The organism is bacterium SCSIO 12696 (assembly GCA_024397955.1).
Classification (GTDB): domain Bacteria; phylum Pseudomonadota; class Gammaproteobacteria; order Pseudomonadales; family Porticoccaceae; genus SCSIO-12696.
On record CP073744.1, the window covers coordinates 1393829 to 1419558 of the forward strand.

Here is a 25730-nt window from a genome sequence, read left to right on the forward strand (position 1 = left end):
CTCGAGACCTTGGTTGAATAAAAAATTATTGGAGAGACTCTTTATTAGAGCAAACTCCAAAAATGAATGCGGCTCCAATATTGGAGCCGCATTCATGTGTCTTAGCGACGCAGGCCGAGCTTTTTAATCAAGGCAGCGTAGCGTTCAACATCTTTGCCCTTCAAGTAATCCAGCAGCTTGCGACGCTGGTTTACCATGCGAATCAGACCGCGACGGGAGTGGTGGTCTTTTTTGTGATCGCCGAAGTGGCCTTGCAGCTTGTTGATGTTGGCGGTCAGCAGGGCAACCTGAACCTCAGGGGAACCGGTATCGCCTTCGCCTTTGCCGTGTTCAGCAACAATGGCTGCTTTTTCTTGTGCACTCAGTGCCATGGTGTTTTCCTCTTTAACATGCGGATTATTTCCTAAGGGAATAGCCCCTGAAGGAATGGATTCAGGCCACCCGCGCATATTTACAGATGGCCTAACTCGAAGAGCTATTGCTCTCCAACTATCAGACGGCGCGGGGCAACCCGGCCATCATCAAGAATCTCTGCGACCCCCAAAAAAGGGCCCTGTTCCTGGAAGATGCGCACTATATCGCCTTCTTCCCCGTCGCGGTAGGCCTGTGGGCAAATTACTGGCTGGCCTTTGCGAAAATAAAAGGTGACCTCTTCAGGCAAATCGAACTCAGGCAGATCAGCCACCGCCGCTTCCGTGGGCAACAGCAGGTAGTCCATATCTTCACCACGCTTGCCTTCCCGCAACCGTTCCAACTCATCCAGCTCAATGGCGTCGTCTTCAAAGAAAGGGCCCGCCTGAGTGCGGTGCAACATGGATACGTGGGCACCCACGCCCAACGCTTCACCCAAATCTTCCGCCAGGGTGCGGATATAGGTGCCTTTGGTGCAGTGCACAAACACATCCGCTTCTGCCACATCACCAGAGCGAAAAGCTAACAAATCGTACTGGAAGATGGTGCAGGGACGCGCTTCACGCTCTACGGTAATCCCCTGCCTGGCCAACTTGTACAACGGCTCGCCATTGTGCTTGAGCGCCGAATACATAGAAGGTACTTGCTGAATATCGCCACGAAACGGTTCAATGGCTTTTTCTACCGCTTTTTTGTTGAGCTTGGCAGCGCTCTGCTGGGCCACAATGTCACCATCGCTGTCGCCAGTTTCGGTTTGAATACCAAAGCGGAAAGTGGCGCGATAACCCTTGTCGGAATCCAGCAGAAAGTGAGAAAACTTGGTGGCTTCACCCAGGCAGATCGGCAATACCCCGGTAGCCAACGGGTCCAGACTGCCGGTATGACCTGCCTTATCGGCAAACATCAGGTATTTGACCCGTTGCAAAGCATCGTTAGAACTGATTCCGGTGGGCTTGTTCAACAGGAACACGCCGCTCACCGGGCGACCGCGCTGGCGTCGACATCTACCCAAGATTAGTTCTCGCTGTCTTGTTCAGGGTCAGCGCCGTCAGTCGCCTGACGCTTCTTGGCGTCATCAAACACGGTTTTTTCAATCAACGCTTCCAGATTTTGGCCATAGCGAACGCTTTTATCGTAAACAAAACGCAGTTTGGGGGTAGCGCGCAATTCCATCACCCGAGCCACTTGATTGCGCAAAAAGCCCGCTGCGCCGTTTAACACCTCGGCCGCGTTTCGGGATTCGGTTTCGCTGTCGTGGCCCACAAAGGTGACAAATACTTTGGCGTGAGACAGGTCGCGGCTCACTTCCGCACCGGTAATATTGACCATGCCCACACGGGGGTCGCGAATTTCATCGCGAATCAATACTGCGAGCTCGCGCTGCAAGGCGTCGGAGATACGTTGGGTGCGACTGTAGTCAGACATTCAAACTCTCGAACTGGCCATTCCGAACCAAGCGAAATGGGCAAAGCCGCTTACAGCGACCTTGCCACCTGGACAATATCAAATACTTCAATCTGATCGCCCACTTTCACATCGTTGTAGTCTTTAACGCCGATGCCACATTCCATGCCATTGCGCACGTCTTGAACATCGTCTTTAAAGCGGCGCAGGGATTCCAGCTCACCTTCGTAGATCACCACGTTGTCGCGGAGTACGCGAATCGGCTTGTTACGGTACACCGTGCCCTCAAGAACCATACAACCCGCGATGGCACCCAGTTTCGGCGAGCGGAACACATCGCGCACTTCGGCGATACCCACAATTTCTTCTTTCTCTTCCGGTGCCAGCATGCCGCTTAGGGCTTGCTTCACTTCGTCCAGCAGTTGGTAAATGATGCTGTAGTAACGCAGGTCAATGTTCTCAGCTTCCGCCAAACGGCGGGCAGAGGCATCGGCACGAACGTTAAAGCCCATCACCACGGCACCGGAGGTGAGCGCCAAGTTCATGTCGGATTCGGTGATACCGCCAACACCGGAGGACACCACTTCTACCGCCACTTCGTCGTTGGCAAAATCCGCCAGTGACGAAATAATTGCCTCCAGAGAGCCGCGCACATCGGTTTTTAGCACCACCGGCAGTACTTTCTTCTCACTGCCTTCAAAGGTAGCGAACATACTTTCCAGTTTGGCCGCCTGCTGGCGGGCCTGGCGTTCTTCGCGGGCTTTCTGTTGACGGTGCTCAGCCACATCGCGGGCTTTGCGCTCGTCGGCCACCACCACAAATTCTTCACCGGCATCCGGGGCCACATCCAGGCCCAGGATTTCCACAGGAATAGATGGCCCAGCACTCTGAATAGGCTTGCCGTTCTCATCCACCATGGCACGAACTTTACCGGCACTCTCACCGGCCAGTACGTAGTCACCTTTACTGAGGGTACCGCCCTGAATCAAGGCGGTGGCAACTACACCGCGGCCTTTGTCGAGGCGCGCTTCAACAATGACGCCTTTGGCAGGACCGTCTACCGGTGCTGTCAACTCCATCAATTCGGATTGCAGCAGTACCGCTTCCAGCAGCTCATCGATGCCTTGGCCAGTATGGGCCGATACGTGAATAAATTGAGTATCACCGCCCCAGTCTTCAGGAATCACTTCCTTGGCAGACAGTTCGTTAGTCACACGATCGGGGTCAGCGCCCTCTTTGTCCATCTTGTTGATGGCAACCACCAATGGCACACCGGCAGCGCGAGCGTGCTGAATGGCTTCTTCCGTTTGTGGCATTACACCATCGTCGGCAGCCACCACCAGAATCACCACATCGGTAGATTGAGCACCACGAGCACGCATAGCCGTGAAAGCGGCGTGGCCCGGAGTATCCAAAAAGGTCACCATGCCCTTAGGCGTATTTACGTGGTAAGCGCCGATGTGCTGGGTAATACCACCGGCCTCGCCGGAGGCAACGCGGCTTTCGCGAATGTAATCCAACAGTGAAGTCTTACCGTGGTCAACGTGACCCATTACGGTAACTACCGGCGCACGAGGCTCTTCCGCGGCGCTGTCGCTCATATCCGCCAGTACCGCAGCCAGTTCGTCTTCCACCGCGTTGGCGGAAACAGCAACCGGGTTGTGCCCCAGTTCTTCGACTATCAAAGTAGCGGTATCGCGGTCGATGCTCTGATTGATGGTGACCATAGTCCCCATTTTCATCAGTTCTTTGATCACCACACCGGCTTTAACAGCCATTTTCTGGGCCAGTTCACCCACTTGAATTTCGTCAGGCAGCTCGACATCGTGAACAATCTTTTCCGTAGGCCGCTTGAACTTGTGCTTGTTGTCGCCCTTGAGCTTGATCGGCTTGTTGACCGCCGCCTTGCGATCGGTTTTCAAGCGCGGGGTTTTAACAATACCTTTTACTTCGTCCAGGTCATCGGCCAACGCCACCGGGTTCTTGTTCTTGTCTACTTTGGGCGCCAGGCGAGGCTTTTTCTTGACTGGCTTTTTCTCTTCTTCCGCAGGGGCAGGCGCAGCCTGTTCAACGTGCTGAACATGCTTCTTGGTTTTCGCTGCCGCCTCGGCTTTTTCCAATTCTGCCGCTTTTAGCTGTGCCTCTTCAGCGGCTTTGCGCTGCTCCTCTTCCTCTTTCAGACGCGCTTGCTCTTCGGCTTCTTCCTGAGCTTTGCGGCGGGCTTCCAATGCCGCCACGCGCTTGGCTTCGGCGTCATCGAGTACCGAGGTTTCCGGCTCTACTTCGCGGGCTTTTTCTTCCGCCTCTGCCTGAGCCGCAATTTCTTCGTCGCTGCGCTTCACATAGGTGCGCTTTTTGCGCACTTCAACCGCAACCGCCTTTTTACCAGCACCCACTTTGAGCGTGCTCACGGTTTTGCGCTTGAGTGTGATTTTCTTCGGCTCGCGGGTGCTCTCCCCATGCAGGCTCTTCAAATAGGCCAGCAAGGTCTGCTTTTCTTCATCCGCGACTACGTCGCTTTCAGACGTTTGCTTCAGGCCCGCTTCCTGCATTTGCTTGAGCAGACGATCTGCGCTAACGCCAACCACTTTAGCGAGTTCGCTTACAGTCACCTCTGCCATTCGTATTCCTCAATATTTTGTCGTTGCCCGATCAGCGGGCTTTCATTCTGCGTCTTGTTGCCAGTCTTCCAACGAAGTTTTTCTTCGGCAAACTATTCTTCAGCAAATTACTCTTCCGCAAACCATGGCGCCCGGGCAGCCATAATCAAGTCGGATGCCTGTACCGGATCAATGCCTTCGATTTCCAACAGTTCATCGATGGACTGCTCGGCCAGATCTTCCATAGTCACAATGCCATTGGCGGCCAACTTGCGCGCCAGCTCATCGTTCATGCCTTCCATAGTCAGCAGGTCTTCCGCTGGCTCGACACCGGCGATTTGCTCTTCGCTGGCCAATGCCATGGTCAACAGGGCATTCTTGGCGCGGGCACGCAACTCTTCGGCAATGTCTTCGTCGAAACCTTCGATCTGTGCCATTTCTTCCAAGGGCACATAAGCCACTTCTTCGAGGCTGGTAAAGCCTTCGTCCACCAACACGGCAGCAACGTCTTCATCCACATCCAACTGTTCCATAAAGGTTTCCATAAAGTTGGACGCTTCCTGCTCCTGCTTCTGCTCGGCTTCTTCCAGAGACATTACGTTGATTTTCCAACCGGTCAGCTCCGACGCCAAGCGTACATTCTGGCCACCTTTACCAATGGACTGGGCCAGATTTTCCTCTTCCACGGCAACGTCCATGGAGCGAGCATCTTCATCGACAATAATGGATTCCACTTCCGCAGGTGCCATGGCGTTGATCACCAGCTGCGCTGGGTTGTCGTCCCAAAGCACGATGTCTACACGCTCACCGTCCAACTCATTGGAAACTGCCTGGACACGGGCACCGCGCATACCGACACAGGCACCAACAGGGTCGATGCGACCGTCGTTGGTTTTAACCGCGATTTTGGCCCGGGAACCTGGGTCACGAGCCGCACCGCGAATTTCAATAACCTCTTCAGAGATTTCAGGCACCTCAATGCGAAACAGCTCGATCAGCATTTCGTTGCAAGCACGGCTGAGTAACAATTGTGGGCCGCGATTTTCTTCGCGAATGGCCATCAGCAAAGTGCGCACCCGGTCATTGACCCGAAAAATTTCCCGGCCAACCAACTCTTCTCGAGGCAACAAGCCTTCGGCGTTATTGCCCAGGTCCACAATAATGTGGTCGCGGGTCACTTTCTTTACGGTGCCCGCCAGCAATTCACCAACGCGGCTGCGGAATTCGTCAACAATCAGTGCACGCTCGGCGTCGCGAACCTTCTGAACAATCACCTGCTTGGCAATTTGCGCGGCAATGCGGCCAAAACCGATATTTTCAACTTGCTCTTCGAAGGTATCGCCCACTTTCAATGAAGTGTCTTTTTCGGCCGCTTCTTCGGTGGTGAACTGGGTGCCCAATTCTGCCAAGACATCATCGGCAACCACTTCCCACCAGCGAAAGGTTTCGTAGTCGCCACTGTCGCGATCAATTACAACGCGAATATTGGCATCTTCGTCGTAGCGTTTTTTGGTGGCCGTAGCCAACGCCTGCTCAATGGCTTCAAAAATAATATCCCTGGAAACGCCTTTTTCATTGGAAACCGCTTCCGCAACCATCAAAATTTCTTTACTCATTTCCGAGCCTCACAAACAGTCCGCTAACTCTACTTTCGTTATATTGAAGAGGGTTAAAAGCGGGGAATAATATTTGCTTTTTCAACACCGTCGAATGGAAACAGATACTCGTGGTTATCCACTTCCACCACCAAATCGCCTTCTTCAATGCCTTTTAACAAGCCTTTGAAGTTACGGCGTCCTTCATAGGGAAAACGCAACTTGATGCTAACGTTTTCACCAACAAATTGTTCACATTGCGCCAAGGTATAAAGTGGGCGGTCTGCTCCTGGAGAAGAAACTTCCAGTGTGTATTCTCCACTGATGGGGTCTTCCACATCCAACAGGCTGCTAACCTGGCGGCTCACCCGCTCACAGTCATCGACGCCAATGCCTTCGGCTTTATCGATATAAATGCGCAACAGCATGTGTTTGCCTTGGAGCAATAATTCAAGGCCCCACAGCTGACAGCCCAGGGCATCCACCACTGGTTCAAAAAGCTGTTGCAGCTGGTCTGTTTTCGCACTCATCAATAACGCTCTGCACCTGGCCTTTACAAACTGCAAAGCCAAAAAAAGGGCCAATGGCCCTTACTGCAACATCCTGTAAACCCATCCCTTTAGCTACGAAAAAGCCCCATAAATGGGGCTTTAACGACTGCTTTGATAGCCCAAACCATCAAAACGAAATAGTTGGTAGCGGGGGCCAGATTTGAACTGACGACCTTCGGGTTATGAGCCCGACGAGCTACCAGGCTGCTCCACCCCGCACCGGACTTGAGAAACGTCTGCCTTGAAACACTGTTCCGAAACAGATGACGTCCTGCTCAAGAGGCTGCGAATTATAGGGAGCACCCAGTACTCGGTCAAGCATTTTAGCCGGGATTTTTTACTGAAAAATGAAAACATTATTTCAGACTGTAAAAATAAAAAAACCGCCCTGTCGGACGGTTTTTACAGATGGTGCCCAAGGCCGGACTTGAACCGGCACGGCTTGCGCCACTACCCCCTCAAGATAGCGTGTCTACCAATTCCACCACTTGGGCAATAACTTGCATTACTTGCCAGATTCCTCTTCCAGCTTATCAACTCCATCCTGGGCAGACTCGCCAACCTGTGGAATATCATCCTCAACAGCGCTACCTGAAGTTTCATCAACCAGAGGAATATCACTTTCAACCGGCTGATCTTCTACCACCAAGCCGGCAGCAGGGTCCTCAGAAACACTGACATTATTTTTAGCGACAACCGCCAGACTCAAGCTGGTGACAAAGAAAACCGTCGCCAGTATCGCAGTCATCTTGCTGAAAAAATTCCAGCTCCCGGAGCTGCCAAAAATAGTCTGTGAAGCCCCCGCACCAAAAGAGGCACCCGCCTCAGCGCCTTTACCTTGCTGAAGCAAGATCAAGCCGATGATCGCCAGGGCCACCAGTACGTGTACAACAAGGAGTAAATTTTCAGTCATTTGTTTGTGCCTGTTGGCAAATCTTCAAAAATTCTTCTGCATCCAACGACGCGCCACCAACCAGGGCGCCGTCGATATCCGCTTTGGCAAAAATTTCTGCCGCATTGGACGACTTAACACTGCCACCGTACAAAATCCGGGTTTTTACACCCTCCGCGCCCAACTGGCTGCGTATTGCCTGATGAACTTCCTGAGCCTGCTCCGGAGTGGCAGTCACTCCAGTACCAATCGCCCAAACCGGTTCGTAGGCAACAACCGCCTCGGTCACCTTATCCAACCCGGCAGCATTAACCACTGCCTGCAACTGCTCTGCAACAACACTAAGTGTATTGCCAGCCTCGCGCTGCTCAAGCGTTTCACCAACACACAAAATCGGTATCAGCCCTGCCTGCTGAGCAGCCATAAATTTTCGCGCAACAGTGTGGCTGCACTCGCCGTATAAAGCACGGCGCTCTGAGTGGCCAACAATCACATGACTGCAACCACTGCCCAGCAACATATCCGCAGATACTTCGCCGGTATACGCACCCTCGGCGTGTTCACTGAGGTTCTGACCACCAACGGCCACTCCCGCTTCAGCCAACACCTGCACAACCGGTGGAATAAAAACAGACGGTGGACATACCAGCAGTTCGACGTTGTCGATATCAGCACAGCCAGACCGTATGCCCGCGGCCAGTTGTGAAACCGACTGCAGACTGCCATTCATTTTCCAATTACCAGCTACCAATGGTTTGCGCATGCGATAACTCCATGGGTTGCGACGGCAATGATAAGTTCAAGCGGGAAGCACCAGCTCAGCCGCTTTGGCTCACCTCAAAAAGGGCGCAAATCTTAGCGGAGTTGCCATGCGGTCGCAAGGGGGTTAGAAACAGTTTTCTGGAACGCCCTGCTCGGTCTATACCTCTTCTGGGCACAGGGTGGTTTCGACAACAGCGGCCACCTGCTCGGCGAGACGATCCACCAGGGTTTTATCTTCGCCCTCTACCATCACGCGGATCAACGGCTCGGTGCCCGATGGCCTCAACAATACTCGACCGGTGGTAGACAATTCCGCTTCTGCCGCTGACACCGCATCGGCGATCGCCGGATAATCATCGAGGTTTACTTTTTCGTTGATACGCACATTAATCATGGTCTGAGGGTACTTGCTCATTCCCTGTTTTAGCTCATGCAAAGTCAATCCACTGTCGCTCAGAGCATGCAATACCAACATGGCAGACACGATCCCATCACCGGTTGTGGTGACATCAGAGCAGACAATATGCCCGGAATTTTCACCGCCCAGGGTCCAACCCTGCTTCTTCATAGTTTCAATGACGTAACGGTCACCTACCTTGGCACGGTGGAATGGCACATCCATTTGCTGGAAGGCCTTCTCCAGACCAAAGTTACTCATCAAGGTACCGGCAACGCCATTGCACCCAAAGCCGGACTGTTGGCGATGATTGGCAATGATGTACAAAATTTCATCGCCATCCACCAGCTCACCTCGGTGATCCACAAATATCAGGCGGTCGCCATCACCGTCGAAGGCCACCCCCAAATCCGCACCTTGATCCACCACCGCCCGCTGGATTTCCGCCGGTTTGGTGGAACCGCAGTTCAGGTTGATGTTTACACCGTTGGGCGTTACGCCCATTTCAATCACCTCTGCCGCCCCCAACTCTTTCAACACATTTGGGGCAATGTGGTAGGTAGCTCCGTTGGCACAATCCACCACGATGCGCATACCGGTGAGCTCAAAGTCTCGCGGTAATACCGCTTTGCAAAATTCAATATAACGGCCGGCGGCGTCAGCGATACGCTCTGCCCGGCCAAGCTCACTGGATTGTTCGGTGACCATGGGTTGGTCGAGATAGTGCTCTATTTCTTCTTCCACCTCATCGGGCAGCTTATAACCGTCAGGGCCAAAGAATTTAATACCGTTATCCTGAAAAGGGTTGTGAGAAGCGCTGATCACAATGCCAGCCTGAGCGTGGAAAGTACGAGTCAAATAGGCAATCGCCGGTGTCGGCATCGGCCCCAACAGGCCCACATCCACACCCGAGGCAATCAAACCAGCCTGAAGCGCGGATTCAAACATATACCCAGACACCCGGGTATCTTTACCAATAAGCACCAGCTTGCGGCCTTTTTTGGCTCTTGCACCGAACACTTTGCCAACCGCCCAGCCCAAACGCATTACAAAATCTGCGGTTATTGGGCCCTCACCCACCGTACCGCGAATGCCATCAGTGCCAAAGTAATTGCGTTTACCCCCCATGGGAGACTCCCTTATTTATTGATTTTTTCGACCGCAGCCCAAACTTTCAGGGCATCGGCGGTTTGCTTGACATCGTGCACTCGCACAATGGAAGCACCTCGCTGGGCCGCCAACATTGCCAGAGCAACACTGCCGGTCAGCCGACCTTCAAGATCGCGATCAACGCCCTTTTCCGACAGTATCGCACCAATCATCCGTTTTCGGGACACCCCAACAAGGATGGGGCAGCCCAAATCCGCCAGCTGTGGTAAAGCGCGAAACAGAGCCAGGTTGTGCTCCAGGGTCTTACCAAACCCAAACCCCGGATCAACCAGAATATTCTGTTTCTCAATACCCGCCTGCAAGCAGGCATTAATCCGCATTTGCAAAAACTCTTGCACCTCGCACACCACATCCATATAGGTCGGCTGTGCCTGCATAGTGCCCGGTTCGCCCTGCATGTGCATCAGACAAACCGGCAAGCCTGTTGCTGACGCTGCCTGCAAGGCCCTGTCACGGCATAACGCGCGAACATCATTAATCAACGCTATGCCGGAAGCAGCCGCAGCGGTGATGACCTCGGGGCTGCTGCTATCCAGTGACAAGGGAATCCCTAAACGCTGCTTGATTGCCTCAATAACCGGGATAACTCGGTCCAACTCCTCATCAACGGATACTGGTTGGGCGCCTGGCCGCGTTGATTCACCGCCAATATCCAGAATATCGGCACCATCCTCCAGCATCTTCTCTGCGGTGCGCAGTACTCGATCCAGATTAACGGCTTGCTCACTGTAGAGTTGACCACCATCAGAGAATGAGTCAGGGGTAATATTGAGTATCCCCATAATCAATGGTTGGCGGCTGTCTAGAGTTAACGATAGAGGCATACTTTAGGGTTTTTTAAGCGCTGAGCGGCTACCACCGTTCAACTGAAATAACAGATAAAACAAATAAAAATGCCTTCGATAACCATCGAAGGCACCCATTATTACTATTAGCTGAAGAGCTGATAAATACTATTCAAATCGATTACTTAGCTGGATCGGCAGCGTTGTCATCGAGAGGTTTATCGTCATCAGAGTCCAGACTTCCCTCAGTTTTATCAGCGGATGAGCCGCCACCAAAGTCACTGTCTTGCCAATCCCGTGGCGCGCGCACTTTGCGCCGCTCCATCAGGTCTTTCACCTGCTCCGAATCGATGGTTTCGTATTCCATCAACGCATCTTTCATGGCTTCCAGCACATCTCGATTCTCTTCCAATAGACCTTCGGCAGTTTTATAGCAGTCATCAAGGATTTTGCGGATTTCCTCATCGATCTCGCGAGAGGTACGCCCGGAATAGGTTTTGTTGCCACTGCCAGGCATTTGCGAATCTTCTTCACCATAGAGCACTGGCCCCATGACGTCGGACAAACCCCAGCGGGTCACCATATTGCGGGCGATATTGGTAGCCTGCTCAATATCACTGGATGCACCAGTAGATACCGCATCAGCACCACCCACCATATCTTCGGCAATACGACCACCGTAAGCGGACGCAATGCGCCCCAACAGATAGCGACGGCTGTGACTGTGTTTGTCGTCTTCCGGCAGGTACTGAGTAACACCCAGGGCACCGCCACGAGGAATAATGGTGACCTTGTGTACCGGGTCGTGCTCGGGCATGTGGTAACCAACGATAGCGTGACCCGCTTCGTGGTAAGCGGTCATTTCTTTTTCCGCCTCGGACATCACCATGGAACGGCGCTCAGCACCCATCATGATCTTGTCGCGAGCTTTTTCAAACTCTTCCATGGTGACCAGGCGCTTGTCGGAACGAGCGGCAAACAAGGCTGCCTCATTCACCAAGTTGGCCAAGTCTGCACCGGAGAACCCGGGTGTACCACGGGCCACCACTCGCAGATCCACATTGTCATCAACTGGCACCTTGCGCACATGCACCTGAAGAATTTTCTCACGACCGCGGATATCCGGCAGGCTCACATACACCTGGCGGTCAAAACGGCCTGGGCGAAGCAGGGCTTTATCCAACACATCGGCACGATTGGTGGCGGCGATCACAATCACGCCTTCGTTACCTTCAAAGCCGTCCATTTCGACCAACAATTGGTTGAGGGTTTGCTCGCGCTCGTCGTTGCCGCCGCCCCAGCCGCCACCACGATGGCGACCTACGGCATCGATTTCGTCAATAAAGATAATGCAAGGGGATTGCTTTTTGGCTTGCTCGAACATATCGCGCACACGAGAAGCACCCACACCCACAAACATTTCCACAAAGTCGGAGCCGGAAATGGAGAAGAAAGGTACTTTCGCCTCCCCCGCAATGGCTTTCGCCAACAGGGTTTTACCAGTACCAGGGGGGCCCACCATCAGCACACCCCGGGGAATACGGCCGCCTAAGCGTTGGAAACGGCTGGGATCGCGCAAAAACTCCACCAGCTCGTGGACATCTTCTTTCGCTTCGTCAACACCGGCCACATCGGAGAAGTTGGTTTTAATCTGGTCTTCAGAGAGCAGTTTGGCTTTGCTCTTGCCGAACGACATGGGGCCGCCCTTACCACCGCCAGCGCCACCCTGCATCTGGCGCATAAAGAACATAAAAATAAACAAAATCAGCAAGATAGGGAAAGACGCTACCAACAGCTGAGTCCAAATGCTCTGCTTTTCGGGCTCTTTGGCTTTGATGCGGACATTGTTGTTGTAGAGGTCGTCCAACAGCTTCATGTCCAGCACTTCAGGGCGCACCACTTTAAAAGGTGTACCACTGCCGGTGCGGCCATCGATGGTCTGGCCACTGATGGTAACTTCACTCACCTGCCCGCTGCGCACTTGATCGATAAAATCGGAATAATCCAGCTCAGACACATTACCGCTGGGAGCCAGATTATTAAATACAGACAGCAAGATGATCGCAATCACCAGCCATAAAATGAGATTTTTCGCCATATCGTTCAACTAACCGACCTCTTTCCAATACAGGGCGCAGAAAAGGCTGCGCGATCCATTATCCTCTGATTGCCGCCCGACTCAACCGGGTTTACGACTGTTTACAGACCCACGGGTTAACAACCTTTAAAGCCCTTGGCAACGATGTACACTTCACGAGAGCGGGCGCGGGAGGCATCGGGTTTGCGAGTAACCACCTGCCGATAGCGTTGACGCACTTCTTTGAGCCAACTGTCAAAACCTTCCCCCTGGAATACTTTGGCAGCAAAACTACCACCAGGTTTCAACACCTGATCTGCCATATCCAGCGCCAATTCTACCAAATACATGGCCCGCGGCTGATCCACCGCCTTCATTCCACTCATATTGGGGGCCATATCCGAAATTACAAGGTCTACTTCAACCCCGTTAATCGCCGCCATGATTTCCTCAAAGACGGCGTCATCGGTGAAATCCCCTTGCACAAACTGCACCCCAGCCAGGCTATCCATGGGCAAAATATCCGATGCAATGACCTGCCCACCATGGCCGACACGCTCTGCCGCCACTTGAGACCAACCGCCGGGAGCAGCGCCCAGGTCAACGACCGTCATTCCATGCTGAATCAACCGGTCTTTATCACACAGCTCCAGCAATTTATAGCTGGCCCTGGAGCGATAACCATCCTCGCGCGAACGCTTGACGTAAACATCCGATTCATGCTCCCTCAACCAGTCTTTACTGCTTTTGGAACGGGACTTAGCCCCTTTGGATGACGAAGCTGTAAAGTTGTGCTTATCAGACATAGAACGAAAAATAGGGGTTTGGCGGGTTTTCCGTTAGAATGCGCGCCGCACTATACACGGTCATTCCGTGACAAGCTAACTACAGGATCACAGCATGCCACTGTCAAACGACGATAAAAAACACCTGCGCCGCCTTGGGCACAACCTGAACCCGGTGGTTACCGTGGCGGGCAATGGCCTCAGCGAAGCGGTACTGGCAGAAATCGAGCGCGCCTTGGCAGATCATGAGTTGATTAAGGTGAAATTTGCCATCGGTGATCGGGACGCGAAAAAACAGGCCATGGACGAGGTGTGCAGCAAAACCGGCGCGGAGCTGGCCCAAACCATTGGTCATATTGGCCTGCTGTACCGCAAGGCGGAAAAGCCCAACCCAAAACTGTCCAACTTGCTGCGCTGAAAATACCCAAATACAAAAAAGGCGGCCTGGTTTTATCCATGCCGCCTTTTTTATTGAGAGTATCGCAATCAGGGCTTATTCAAATCCCAGTCGTATTCGTATTTTACCTTGCCGCGATACTCGCGCATTTTTTGCCCCAGCGCTTCTGGCGCGTAACGGCTCAGGGCTTCGATAACAGCTCGCTCTGAATCGCCAAAATCAATGCCATACCATTCAAATATTTTTGATAACACCAAACGGCCTTTGTCATCAAAGTGCGCACCGCGTTTGTGGGACAGATACTCTTTTGCCCCCAAATCCAGCAGCGCTTCTGAATTCTCAGCGGTAAAGGCCGCAGCCTGCAGGTTCGGGCAACCGATGCTGGCGCAGTTCACCGCAAAGTGCAGGCGCGGGTCATTCCAGATAGGACGCAGAATGCGGTGCTCGATATCGTTCAGAGTCAGTTCCTCACCGGCCACTTCCGCCAGTGCATCGTCCCAGGGCCCCCAGGTAAACAAACCGCCACCAACTTTTAATATGGATTTAACTGGGTAGGCTTCCAGCATTCTCTGAATCGTCAGGGCGTTGTAAAAGTTAATCCAGTAGGCTTGCTGCTCTGCTTTGGAGTATTTTCTGGGATCCAACTCCTGAAGGTAATCCAGGTAGTCCGTCAACAGTTCTTCGCCCTCCTCGTTAACAGCGCCGTAGTCGAAGCGATTGATGCCTGATGGGTGGCCGCCTTGCAAATATTTATCCAGAACTTGCTGCCACAGGCTGTGATCAATCACCTCGGAATTTGATTCAACAGAACTGTCCCAAATACTCCACAGCTCTGACTTGGGTGCCGCGCTGGAAAACATGGACACACTCAATAAAAAAGCCATTGAAACGATTTTTGTCAACTTCACTGCAATTGTCTCCGAATTAAATCAATGTGATACAGAGCGGGCTTGCAGGTTACCCCTGCGCTGCCGCCACCATAATGAAAAGATGGTTTGCAAAATCCCTCGGGCAGCACCAATGACGCCCTTTAAGGTTCCGCTAATTTTTGATTCGCCAATACGTTTGAGGGTGGTCACCGGCACCTCAGCAACATCAAGGCCATGTATAAGCGCTTTGACTTGCATTTCCACGGTCCAGCCAAACGCCATATCTGCCATATTCAAACGCTGTAATGCCTGATAGTTAATAGCTCGAAAAGGCCCGAGGTCCGTCACAGGTGCACTCCAAAAAAATCGAATCAGCGCACTGGCCAGCCAATTGCCGAAACGCTGGGGAGTGGTAAGCGCACCTTTTTCACAACGCCCCAAAACCCGTGAGCCAATCACCAGGTCAACGTGCTCCAATTGATCAAGAAGCAGAGGAATTTCCCGAGCACATACGGAATGATCACCATCCACAAACACCACAACATCAGGCCGATCCAGTGCTTTGATCGCAGTCTGACAAGCTGCTCCATAACCGGGGCGAGGCTCATAAACTACCTGTGCTCCCGCGTCGCTGGCCACTTGGGCCGTGTTATCACTGGAACCGTTATCACACACCACTACGCGATCAACCAATTGCGCGTTCTGCTTATTTTTCAGCTTCAGTAAATCATTCACCACCAAACCAATGGCAGCGGACTCGTTATAAGCGGGCACAACGGCAACAACTTTTTTGTGGCGGTACATCTCAACTCCAACTGTTGTTTACCCGGCGTTTGACTCTACTTTCGCAATTTAGTTTTGCGGAACTTTTTCGGTGTTATTCACTCACTACTCGGTTATGAAAAAAATTTCTTTTGGTGGTTTTTTTTCACCGCATATTGCCGGCTTTCTGAGTGCTTTGGGGTATGCGTGGCTGTCCCTGTCATCCCAACAGGAAGGCAGCGCTGACCTTTGGGACTTATGGGGCGTTAGCTTTTTCTGCGGATTTTTTTGCTTTGCCCTGTGGTATCAACTCGGAAAAAATCAAGGCAAAACGTTGACAGTAGGCGCAATGCTTGGTTGGGCATTGCTGTTCCGGTTAATTGGCACAACCAGCTTTCCAATAATGGAGGACGATTTTTATCGCTTTCTGTGGGATGGCCGCATGTTGGTGGAGACTGGCACTCCCTACACTCAAGCTCCGGCGGAATTCTTTGCCAATGATGGACTGTCGGATATTGAAGAAGAATTGCTAACGGGCATTAACCACCCAGAAGTAAAAACCATTTACGGCCCGGCCAACCAATACATTTTTGCCGCCGCCTATTTACTGGCGCCCGGGCAAGTTTGGCCACTACAGCTGTTATTTGCACTGATGGATATCGGGTTGATTTTGGTGCTACTGAAAATAGCGCCGGTACGCTCGGTTCTGCTTTACGCCTGGTGCCCATTAGTGGTTAAGGAATTTGCCTTTACTGCCCACCCGGACATTATTGCACTATTGCCTTTGGTGGCTGCACTGGTCACCACCAAACGGCAGCAGTTTTATCGCACCGCCGCCTGGCTTGCCCTTGCAGTGGCCGCCAAAGTATTTGCACTTATTCTGGTTCCCTTACTGCTGCGCTTTCAGTGGCGATGCTGGCTGCTGTTTGCGACAATTTTGGCGGCCCTCTGGCTGCCGATCAGTGGCGGGCAACTCCCAGAGGGGTTGGCAGCGATGGCAACTGGCTGGCAATTCAACGCACCACTGCATCAGCTGCTGTATACATACGCCAATCCGCAGGCGGTGAAAGTGGGTTTGCTAGTGCTGTTTTGCGTCGGCTGGGCTATTTACGCCTGGAAACACATTAAGACACCCCTGAATACATTACCTGGGGGGGATTGGCTATTCGCCATGCTGCTTATTTGCAGCCCGGTCCTAAATCCATGGTACGCCATTTGGATATTGCCGTTTGCGGTGCTATGGCCAAGCCGCTGGACCTGGACAATGTCGCTGGCAGTTTTGCTTGCCTACGCTTCTGGCATCAATCTGCCAAACTCCGGACTCGCCTTGTACCAACAGCCGGTCTGGGCGATTGGCCTTGAATTTGCGGCCATAGCTCTCGCTATCGCCTGGGATACACAAAATCATTGGCGCAATAAAAAACCCTCGCTAATGCGAGGGTCTTAAATAACAAACGAAGCTGTTAAAAATGCATCTGCTCAGTACTGTAACTTCATTTTGTAACGTTTGTTGAAGTAGTGAATCAGTGCCGCCAAATCGTTTCTGGCGTACACATCAATAATTTTTTGATCCGGTGACTCACAGTTATATAGCTGATTGGCAAAGCTAAGAGCAGCGCCTTTTTTATAGGGCTTCACATGCTTACTTTTGACCTTGGAAGGCTCACCGGTTTTTGCATGATCAATACATACTCGCAGACTGCCATAGCTCTTTTCACGGCCTGCCACCAACGCCTTACCTCGCTCATACGCAGGATCTACTTGCCTGGTCTGCGGGTTCGGAAAGTTTTGTCGCGAACTTCCGCCATAACCACCAGAAGCGTCAGCCGCTTGAAAAGGGGCTGCACTGAGGGCAAACACCAGTGCGCCAGAAAAAAGGCTTGCTAACTTCACTATCTTATCCTCCACAAAATTTACAACAAAGCGATAACGCTTTTCTATTGAACGGAGAAAGGCGGCAAAGTTCCTGAAGATTTACAGCAGCAGAGTTTTAGGCCTGTATTTTACAAATGCGCAACGCTGTCGATTTCGTATTCCACCTCACCAGAGGGGGTATTCACGACCACGACTTCACCTACTTCTTTGCCGATAAGGCCTCGGGCAATGGGTGACTGATAGGATATCTTGCCTTCTTTCACACTGGCTTCGTCGTCACCAACAATCTGGTACTTAACGGTTTCATCAGTATCGCAATTAATGATTTCCACCGTGGCACCAAAAATCACCTTGTCACTTTCCGGGATGGCGGTAACGTCGATTATCTGTGCGTGAGACAGCTTGCCTTCAATTTCCTGGATGCGACCCTCGGCAAAACCCTGCTGTTCACGGGCAGCGTGGTACTCGGCATTTTCCTTGAGATCACCGTGTTCGCGGGCTTCTGCAATGGCTTCAACAATGCGTGGACGTTCGACTTTTTTCAGGTGTTCCAGCTCGGCGCGCAACTTGGCTTCACCGGCGGCAGTCATGGGAATTTTGTTCATAGTACTTCTCTTAAATCACTGACCTGCGCCGTGCAAATCCTGCAAACGGCGCACATTAATACCACCTTCGTACTGCAAGGCATTCACCACAGCGCGGCCACCGGCCAAGGTCGTGGTGTAGTACACACCGTGCTGTTCGGCGCTGGAGCGGATAGCCGCAGAGTCGGCAATGGCTTGCCGACCTTCGGTGGTATTAATAATTAATTGAATATCGTCTGACTTGATGCGGTCGACAATATGAGGGCGACCTTCCTGCACCTTGTTGACCTTCTCCACAGCCAAACCCTCTGCGGCAATCACCGCTGCAGTGCCTTCAGTAGCAACGATGGTGAAGCCCAGCTCAATCAGGCCGCGGGCTACATCAGCAATGCCGCTTTTATCCGGATCACGAACACTGAGGAACACATTGCCACTGGTGGGGATGGCGTCATTGGCGCCCAACTGAGCTTTGCCATAAGCCTCAGCAAAGGTCTCACCCACACCCATTACTTCACCGGTGGATTTCATTTCCGGCCCCAAAATGGGGTCGATACCGGGGAATTTATTGAACGGGAATACCGCTTCTTTCACATTGAAGTGAGTGGGCACCACCTCTTTGGTAAAGCCCTGAGCTTCCAGGCTTTGATCGGCCATACAGCGGGCCGCCACTTTGGCCAGCGAGGTGCCGATGCATTTGGACACAAACGGCACTGTACGGGAGGCGCGAGGATTCACCTCAATTACGTAGATTTCGCCATCCTGCCAAGCCAGTTGTACATTCATCAGGCCTTTCACGTCCAGCTCGCGGGCCATGGCCTTCACCATATCGCGCATTTCAGCCTGAACCGCTTCCGGCAGGCTATAGGGCGGCAGTGAGCAAGCAGAGTCACCGGAGTGAATACCCGCCTGTTCGATGTGCTCCATAATGGCACCGATCACCACGGTTTCACCGTCACACACTGCATCGATATCCACTTCAATGGCGGAAGACAGGAAGTAATCCAGCAGTACCGGCGCCTCATTGGAAACACGCACTGCTTCGTTCATATAGCGGTTCAGCTCTTCTTCCTTGTAGACAATCTCCATAGCGCGGCCGCCCAATACGTAAGAAGGGCGCACTACCAGCGGATAGCCAATGTCATTGGCTTGTTGAATGGCCTCTTCCGTGGAACGAACAATGGCATTGGGTGGCTGGCGCAGACCCAGCTTGTTGATCATTTGCTGAAAACGCTCCCGATCTTCAGCGCGATCAATGGCGTCTGGCGTGGTGCCGATAATGGGCACCCCTTCCGCCTCCAGAGCGCGAGCCAGCTTCAACGGCGTTTGGCCGCCGAACTGCACAATGACACCTTTGGGTTTTTCAACCCGGACAATTTCCAGCACATCTTCCAAGGTCACCGGCTCAAAGTACAAACGGTCTGACGTGTCGTAATCGGTGGATACGGTTTCCGGGTTACAGTTGACCATAATGGTTTCGTAACCGTCTTCGCGCATGGCCAGTGCAGCGTGTACGCAGCAGTAGTCGAACTCGATACCCTGACCAATGCGGTTGGGGCCTCCGCCGAGCACCATTATCTTGTCGCGATCAGATGGCTGTGACTCACACTCGTCTTCGTAGGTGGAGTACATATAGGCGGTGGAGGACGCAAACTCCGCAGCACAGGTGTCCACCCGCTTGTACACAGGAAATAGTTCCAGAGACTCTCGATGGCGACGTACATCTGTCTCCCCCACACCCAGCAAATCTGCCAGCCGTGCATCGGAGAAGCCCTTGCGCTTCAGGCGGAACAACTCATCCCGTTGGATATCCACCAGCGTGCGGCCAGCCAACGCTTGTTCTTCAAAGATCAGATCCTGAATCTGCACCAGATACCAGCGGTCGATGGCGGAAATATCAAACACTTCATCCACGCTCATACCCGCACGGAAGGCATCACCCACGTACCAGATACGCTGGGAGCCTGGCTCCAGCAGCTCCTGGCGGATAGTAGCCAGAGCCGTGTCGGTGTCACTTCCGGACAAATCCACAATGGGGTCAAAGCCAGCTTTGCCCTCCTCCAGGCCGCGCAGGGCTTTCTGCACCGATTCCTGGAAGGTGCGACCAATGGCCATGACTTCACCCACTGACTTCATCTGAGTGGTCAGCTTGGCGTTGGCCTTGGTAAATTTCTCAAAGGTAAAGCGGGGCACCTTGGTGACCACGTAATCAATAGAGGGCTCAAACGATGCCGGGGTTGCGCCGCCGGTAATCTCGTTTTGCAACTCGTCCAGGGTGTAACCTACCGCCAGCTTGGCGGCCACCTTGGCAATGGGGAAACCGGTGGCTTTGGAGGCCAGTGCCGAAGAGCGAGACACCCGCGGGTTCATTTCAATAATCACCATGCGACCGGTATCCGGGTGAATACCAAACTGCACGTTAGAGCCGCCGGTCTCCACACCGATCTCACGCAACACCGCACAGGAGGCGTCGCGCATAATCTGGTATTCCTTATCGGTGAGGGTCTGCGCCGGAGCAACAGTGATGGAGTCGCCGGTATGTACGCCCATGGCGTCAAAGTTTTCGATGGAGCAGATAATGATGCAGTTGTCGTTTCTGTCCCGAACCACCTCCATCTCATACTCTTTCCAGCCCAACAGAGACTCGTCAATCAACAGCTCATTGGTGGGCGACAAATCCAGACCGCGAGTACAGATTTCGATCAGCTCCTGGCGGTTGTAGGCAATACCGCCACCGGAGCCGCCCATGGTGAATGAGGGGCGAATAATCAACGGGTAGCCAAACTGCTCCTGAATCGTCAGCGCTTCCTCCACCGAGTGAGCGATGCCGGAGCGAGGGGTTTCCAAACCGATGGACTTCATCGCCACATCAAAGCGAGAGCGATCTTCCGCCTTGTCGATGGCGTCTTCGGTAGCGCCGATCAGTTCAACGCCAAATTGCTCCAGCACGCCCTGGCGGGCCAGTTCCAGAGCGCAGTTGAGTGCGGTCTGGCCACCCATGGTGGGCAATACCGCATCCGGGCGCTCGGCCTCAATGATTTTCGCCACAGTTTGCCACTCAATGGGCTCGATATAAGTGGCGTCGGCCATAGCCGGGTCGGTCATAATGGTGGCTGGGTTGGAGTTCACCAGAATTACCCGGTAGCCCTCTTCCCGCAGTGCTTTACAGGCCTGGGCACCGGAGTAGTCAAACTCACAGGCTTGGCCAATCACAATGGGGCCGGCGCCGAGAATCAGTATGGACTGAATATCAGTTCTTTTTGGCATAGTCGATCAATACCCGTTTCGCTGAGACCGCCGATTAACGGCGGGCCTCCATCAATTCAAAAAAGTGGTCAAACAATGGCGCCGCATCGTGGGGCCCCGGACTGGCTTCTGGATGGCCCTGAAAACTGAATGCCGGCTTGTCGGTACGGTGTATACCTTGCAGTGAGCCGTCGAACAGTGATTTGTGCGTGGCCCGCAAGTTGTCTGGCAAGCTCGCCTCGTCCACCGCAAAGCCGTGGTTCTGACTGGTAATCAGTACGGTACTGTCATCCAGATTCTGCACCGGGTGGTTGGCGCCGTGATGGCCAAACTTCATCTTCATTGTCTGAGCACCGGAGGCCAGTGCCAGCAGTTGGTGCCCCAAGCAGATGCCGAATACGGGAATATCCGTTTGCAGGAATTCTTGGATAGCGGCAATGGCGTAGTCGCAAGGCTCCGGGTCACCGGGGCCATTGGAGAGGAAGACACCGTCTGGGTTCATGGCCAGTACTTCACTGGCCGGCGTTTGCGCCGGAACAACAGTCAGTTCCGCACCGCGATCCACCAGCATACGCAGAATATTGCGCTTCACCCCAAAGTCGTAGGCCACGACCTTGAAGGGATTGTCGAAAGTTTTTTCAGGATGACCACCGGGGTTTGTCTCAGAGGCCAGTTCCCAGCTACCTTCTTTCCAGGCGTAAGTCTCCGAGGTGCACACCACTTTGGCCAGATCCATACCCTTGAGGCCGCCAAAGGCTTTCGCTTCGGACAGCGCTTTGTCTTCATCCAATTCGTCGCCAGCCATCAGGCAGCCGTTCTGAGCGCCTTTCTCGCGCAGCAGGCGAGTCAACTTGCGGGTGTCGATATCGGCAATACCGAGAATATTGCGTTCACGAAGGTACTCATCCAACGCTTGCTCACTGCGGAAGTTGCTCACCAACAGCGGTAAGTCGCGAATCACCAGGCCAGCGGCCCAAATTTGACTGGATTCCTCATCCTCAGCGTTGGTGCCTACGTTGCCGATATGGGGATAAGTCAGGGTGACGATCTGTTTGGCGTAGGACGGATCGGTCAAAATTTCCTGGTAGCCAGTAAGAGCGGTATTGAACACCACCTCACCACTGGAGACGCCGTCGGCGCCGATGGCTGTACCGCGAAAAACGGTACCGTCTTCCAACACCAGAATGGCGGGTTTGCGGGGGGATTGAATCGCAGAATTGGGAGCTGTCACTCGGTATCCTCTGTGCATTTTCAGGCGATAAATGTAAACAGAGTTCGCCGACCAACCGTACCTAAACCACTGATTTCAGGCTGTAAAAAAGCGAGATGCCGCTATTCGCTTCATCTCGCTTTGTATTTATTTGCCCGGTGATTCAAGCACTCTCTGGCCGGTGGAAATCTAACCGGGCATTCTAGGTGAGTTGCTGCTTTTTGTCTATGCCATTTTGCGGCAAATCGACGCTATTGAATAGCCAAATCCGAAAGAGTAACTGTCTGCTCATCGTCCGCTATGCGCGCATTGATATCCCCGTAAATACGAGTTGGGTAGCCCAATTTGGGATCATAGCTGACTTCCAATTGGTGAAATGGCTTTTCCTGGCCTTTGCGTATGTAAGCAAACCATTGGTCCACTGTGCGCAGAGATTTCAACACTTGCGCCGATACCATAGTTCCACTATCCAGATAGGTCGCACTTACAACGCTCCCTTTACTCACCACTACTCGTATTTGGCGAGTGTATTCAGAGGTGCAGAAGCAACTGCGCTGAGCTGTGTATACATAATTTTGCGGCGATAAATTAGCCCACTGCTGTTGAGGCGTCTGATCACCCAAATTCGCGCTGTTATATTCAGAGTTAACCGCACTACCGCAACCGGATAAACCCATCACCAGCAGTGTCACTGCAGCCCACTTCACAGGCGATATCCTCTCTGACGGTTCAACCACAGCAGCGGGACCAAAAAAAACATCAACCAACCAAAGGCGCCACCACCTCCGCTGCTAGCAGGAGGTGCAGGAGCAGGTGCCGGCGTGGGCGCTGGTGGTATTGGAGCAGGTGTGGTGATATTGGTCACATTACTGGCAGCTGAATCCCCGGCGCTGTTCAGTGAAACAACCCGATAGCTGTAGCTGGTGTTTTGAGCTGTGCTGGTATCTGTAAATGCAGTGGTATTGGCCGCCACTGTGGCCAAAGTAGAAAAGGCACCCGTACCCACTCGGCGCTCTATGCGGAAATTATCTTCATTGTTGCTGTTATCCACCCAACTCAAGGCCACATTGTTTCCCGAACCAAGACTGGCTGACAAGCCGCTGGGGGCAGCTGGCAATAGTTCTGGAACACTGATTGTGGCCTCAGTTGTGGGCACTGAGTCCCCACCACTGTTAATCGCGATCACCCGATAGCCATAATCTGTGCCTGCCTCAGCAGTTGTATCCGAGAAACGGACACTGTTGGCAGCAACCGTAGTCAGCACCGAAAAACTGCCACTGCCTATACGACGTTCAACACGAAATCCAGACTCATTGTCGCTGTTGTCGGCCCAGCTCAGGTCCACATTGCTGCTTGCTCCCAGGGTAGCCGACAAGCGACTTGGAGCTAAAGGTACAGGCTCTACTGGTGTTATGGTCGCCTCGTTACTGGCATTAGAATTACCACCACTGTTCACGGCGAATATTCGATAACCGTAGTTAATACCAGCTACACTGGTGTTGTCTGAAAAACTGGTGCTATTGGCAGCCACGGTTGCCAAGCTGGAGAAGCTGCCACCACCCACCCGGCGCTCAATACGAAAGCTACTTTCATCATCACTGTTATCTGACCAACTCAAATCCACGACAGTACCGGAACCCTGGCTAGCGGATAAACCGCTGGCGGCAACGGGAGGCGTCACTGCACCAGTGGCCGCCAAAGCCGTTTGCACCTGATTATTCGCATTATTGATATCGACAATTTGATCATCACCGGTCGATTCTGCCTGATAAGTAAAAGTCGCATTGTCAGTACTTGGTACCACACGGCTGATTAACGTCAGAGACGATGCAGGAGCGTTAACATTGCAGCTAAAACTCAAGCCATCACCCGCCACCGTACAGCTTTGGCCACTGAGTTCAACGGTATTGAAACGCCCTTGGGAAGCGGGCACTGAGCCGGCAACCCGAACCCCGGCAACATTGCGAGAAGCGTTACTGACTGAAACCGAGTACTCAAGAACCGCTTCGTTACCAATAACTGCAGAGCTGGGGTTGGCACTACTGGCCGCAATGGCAATATCTGCCGGAAAATTAAAGCAACTGGGTAACAAATTATCACTGACACTGGAGATTTCCGCGGTGATACTGTCTTGAGAGCAGCTTGAGAAACCAGTTGCCGAACCGCTGACCGATGCAGCCATAATAAAACCACTGCTACTGCAACTATTTCCTTCGCTGTCGTGGCTGGCACCGAAGTTATGGCCAATTTCATGGGCAACAACCAGAGCAGTTAGCGGCAAATTGGGTGTACCATTAAAGCGCCTCAAAACTTGTGACGTACCCGAACTAAAGCCAAACCGATTACAGAGCACCCCCACAAAGGCAACACCGGCTGTACTACCATCAAAATTGCGCCCAGTTACCAAGTGAAATAACGCCCGGTCATTTTGTATAAACGGAATTTGATCGTTCTGTTTTTTATCTTGAATATCATCCAATAGGCCAGGATTACCATCTTCATCTTCACTGGCCAGTGTGGTGGTGGAGAATACTGTGCCGCTGATTAGTTCCAGGGTAATGGTGTCAAAAATAATGCCGAAATCATTGCGGTAAAAACCCTCGACGATATTGATCAACGACTCTGCCTGAGCACGAGCATTGGCACCGAATTCACTTTGAAAAGCCTGATCAAAGGCAAATTCCATTTCTGCCAGCAGGCATACCTGGCCACCAGCGCCATCATCAACTCGATTCTGGCACAAGCTCGAAAAGGTAGCAGCCTGGGGAAGTTGTAACGCAGAATGGGCTGGCTCTATTGCCGCCTCGGCAATTTGTGGCTGACTCTTTTTAGAGTGATCAAGACCACAAGCCACTGGGGGGGAGGAGGAGATCGGCTCTGCATTCATCAAGTAGCTGTGGGCAACTGAGTGCGCTTCTTTGTGAGCCAGAGCCACTGGCGGCACATCTATCACATAGGCTTCACCCGCTATAGACAAGACACCTTGCCAGTGGCCATCAATTTCCGACAATCGAACCCAACTCTGGGGCTGGCCAACCAGTTGGCCGCGATAGTGGCGAGCTTCAGATGGCGATGAGAACTGTACCTGAAGGTTTTTATTCTCCTCCAACGCCAACTGATACTGATACCCGTGCAGGGTAATCGTATCTGGTGGCAATGGTGTTTCGTCCGCAGCCAAAACTGTATTGGCTACCAAGCCAGCCAAAACAAATAATGCAGCAATCACTACCCGGCCCATTATTATTTTCCACCTCTTATCTGGGGATTCAGTCACAGTGAGTCATCTTGTATGACCACACAATGGTCTATACAGTCCATTATTGACCCATGATTTCTAATAAAGCTCATTCTAATCAAGCAG

22 protein-coding genes and 2 tRNA genes are annotated in these 25730 nt (G+C 52.7%); 2 read left to right on the plus strand and 22 right to left on the minus strand.

Annotated elements, in window-relative coordinates; genetic code table 11:
* Positions 1 to 101: 101 nt before the first annotated feature.
* The 14 genes from rpsO to rlmE form a co-directional block, all read right to left on the minus strand.
* A complete protein-coding gene (rpsO, locus tag KFE80_06395) occupies positions 102 to 371 on the minus strand; it encodes a 30S ribosomal protein S15 (protein ID UTW46501.1) in 270 nt (89 codons plus the stop codon).
* Positions 372 to 475: 104 nt separating this feature from the next.
* The gene (gene truB / locus KFE80_06400; protein ID UTW46502.1) at positions 476 to 1423 is read right to left on the minus strand and encodes a tRNA pseudouridine(55) synthase TruB; all 948 of its coding nucleotides are present in this window, start codon (positions 1421 to 1423) and stop codon (positions 476 to 478) included.
* Positions 1424 to 1425: 2 nt separating this feature from the next.
* Positions 1426 to 1836, minus strand: coding sequence for a 30S ribosome-binding factor RbfA (gene rbfA / locus KFE80_06405; GenBank protein UTW46503.1), 411 nt, complete (start codon positions 1834 to 1836; stop codon positions 1426 to 1428).
* Between the two features lie 50 nt (positions 1837 to 1886).
* On the minus strand, positions 1887 to 4436 hold the full coding sequence (infB, locus tag KFE80_06410; GenBank protein ID UTW46504.1) for a translation initiation factor IF-2: 2550 nt from the start codon (positions 4434 to 4436) through the stop codon (positions 1887 to 1889).
* Positions 4437 to 4543: 107 nt separating this feature from the next.
* The gene (gene nusA / locus KFE80_06415) at positions 4544 to 6031 is read right to left on the minus strand and encodes a transcription termination/antitermination protein NusA (GenBank protein ID UTW46505.1); all 1488 of its coding nucleotides are present in this window, start codon (positions 6029 to 6031) and stop codon (positions 4544 to 4546) included.
* 53 nt (positions 6032 to 6084) lie between these two features.
* A complete protein-coding gene (gene rimP / locus KFE80_06420; GenBank protein UTW46506.1) occupies positions 6085 to 6540 on the minus strand; it encodes a ribosome maturation factor RimP in 456 nt (151 codons plus the stop codon).
* Between the two features lie 163 nt (positions 6541 to 6703).
* Positions 6704 to 6780: transfer RNA gene (locus KFE80_06425), tRNA-Met, on the minus strand.
* Between the two features lie 190 nt (positions 6781 to 6970).
* Positions 6971 to 7055: transfer RNA gene (locus KFE80_06430), tRNA-Leu, on the minus strand.
* 11 nt (positions 7056 to 7066) lie between these two features.
* The gene (gene secG / locus KFE80_06435; protein ID UTW46507.1) at positions 7067 to 7474 is read right to left on the minus strand and encodes a preprotein translocase subunit SecG; all 408 of its coding nucleotides are present in this window, start codon (positions 7472 to 7474) and stop codon (positions 7067 to 7069) included.
* Positions 7467 to 8216: a triose-phosphate isomerase gene (gene tpiA / locus KFE80_06440; GenBank protein ID UTW46508.1), complete on the minus strand. Its 750-nt coding sequence runs from the start codon at positions 8214 to 8216 to the stop codon at positions 7467 to 7469. Before tpiA ends, secG begins: the two co-directional genes overlap by 8 nt.
* A 156-nt stretch (positions 8217 to 8372) precedes the next feature.
* On the minus strand, positions 8373 to 9740 hold the full coding sequence (glmM, locus tag KFE80_06445) for a phosphoglucosamine mutase (GenBank protein ID UTW46509.1): 1368 nt from the start codon (positions 9738 to 9740) through the stop codon (positions 8373 to 8375).
* Between the two features lie 11 nt (positions 9741 to 9751).
* Positions 9752 to 10564: a dihydropteroate synthase gene (gene folP, locus KFE80_06450; GenBank protein UTW46657.1), complete on the minus strand. Its 813-nt coding sequence runs from the start codon at positions 10562 to 10564 to the stop codon at positions 9752 to 9754.
* Between the two features lie 184 nt (positions 10565 to 10748).
* On the minus strand, positions 10749 to 12665 hold the full coding sequence (ftsH, locus tag KFE80_06455; protein UTW46510.1) for an ATP-dependent zinc metalloprotease FtsH: 1917 nt from the start codon (positions 12663 to 12665) through the stop codon (positions 10749 to 10751).
* Positions 12666 to 12781: 116 nt separating this feature from the next.
* Complete coding sequence (gene rlmE, locus KFE80_06460; protein UTW46511.1) at positions 12782 to 13450, minus strand: 23S rRNA (uridine(2552)-2'-O)-methyltransferase RlmE; 669 nt, start codon at positions 13448 to 13450, stop codon at positions 12782 to 12784.
* A gap of 94 nt (positions 13451 to 13544) precedes the next feature.
* On the opposite strand from rlmE, the gene KFE80_06465 reads away from it, so the two are divergent.
* Positions 13545 to 13847: a YhbY family RNA-binding protein gene (locus KFE80_06465; protein UTW46512.1), complete on the plus strand. Its 303-nt coding sequence runs from the start codon at positions 13545 to 13547 to the stop codon at positions 13845 to 13847.
* A 68-nt stretch (positions 13848 to 13915) separates the two neighbouring features.
* On the opposite strand, the gene KFE80_06470 is transcribed toward KFE80_06465, so the two are convergent.
* Positions 13916 to 14710, minus strand: coding sequence for a DUF547 domain-containing protein (locus tag KFE80_06470; protein ID UTW46658.1), 795 nt, complete (start codon positions 14708 to 14710; stop codon positions 13916 to 13918).
* Between the two features lie 45 nt (positions 14711 to 14755).
* Positions 14756 to 15499 (minus strand): glycosyltransferase, encoded by a 744-nt coding sequence (locus KFE80_06475; protein ID UTW46513.1) that lies wholly within the window; start codon positions 15497 to 15499, stop codon positions 14756 to 14758.
* 307 nt (positions 15500 to 15806) lie between these two features.
* On the opposite strand from KFE80_06475, the gene KFE80_06480 reads away from it, so the two are divergent.
* Positions 15807 to 16904 (plus strand): hypothetical protein, encoded by a 1098-nt coding sequence (locus KFE80_06480; GenBank protein UTW46514.1) that lies wholly within the window; start codon positions 15807 to 15809, stop codon positions 16902 to 16904.
* Between the two features lie 32 nt (positions 16905 to 16936).
* On the opposite strand, the gene KFE80_06485 is transcribed toward KFE80_06480, so the two are convergent.
* From KFE80_06485 to KFE80_06510, 6 genes are all read right to left on the minus strand, one after another.
* The gene (locus KFE80_06485) at positions 16937 to 17365 is read right to left on the minus strand and encodes a hypothetical protein (GenBank protein ID UTW46515.1); all 429 of its coding nucleotides are present in this window, start codon (positions 17363 to 17365) and stop codon (positions 16937 to 16939) included.
* 95 nt (positions 17366 to 17460) lie between these two features.
* On the minus strand, positions 17461 to 17937 hold the full coding sequence (gene greA / locus KFE80_06490; protein ID UTW46516.1) for a transcription elongation factor GreA: 477 nt from the start codon (positions 17935 to 17937) through the stop codon (positions 17461 to 17463).
* A 15-nt stretch (positions 17938 to 17952) separates the two neighbouring features.
* Entirely contained in the window at positions 17953 to 21180 is a 3228-nt protein-coding gene (gene carB, locus KFE80_06495; protein UTW46517.1) for a carbamoyl-phosphate synthase large subunit, read from the minus strand.
* Positions 21181 to 21214: 34 nt separating this feature from the next.
* Positions 21215 to 22408: a glutamine-hydrolyzing carbamoyl-phosphate synthase small subunit gene (carA, locus tag KFE80_06500; GenBank protein UTW46518.1), complete on the minus strand. Its 1194-nt coding sequence runs from the start codon at positions 22406 to 22408 to the stop codon at positions 21215 to 21217.
* A gap of 212 nt (positions 22409 to 22620) precedes the next feature.
* Positions 22621 to 23076, minus strand: a complete 456-nt coding sequence (locus KFE80_06505; GenBank protein ID UTW46519.1) for a hypothetical protein — start codon at positions 23074 to 23076, stop codon at positions 22621 to 22623.
* The gene (locus KFE80_06510; GenBank protein ID UTW46520.1) at positions 23073 to 25607 is read right to left on the minus strand and encodes a hypothetical protein; all 2535 of its coding nucleotides are present in this window, start codon (positions 25605 to 25607) and stop codon (positions 23073 to 23075) included. The genes KFE80_06505 and KFE80_06510 overlap by 4 nt, the downstream gene beginning before the upstream one ends.
* Between the last annotated feature and the right edge of the window lie 123 nt (positions 25608 to 25730).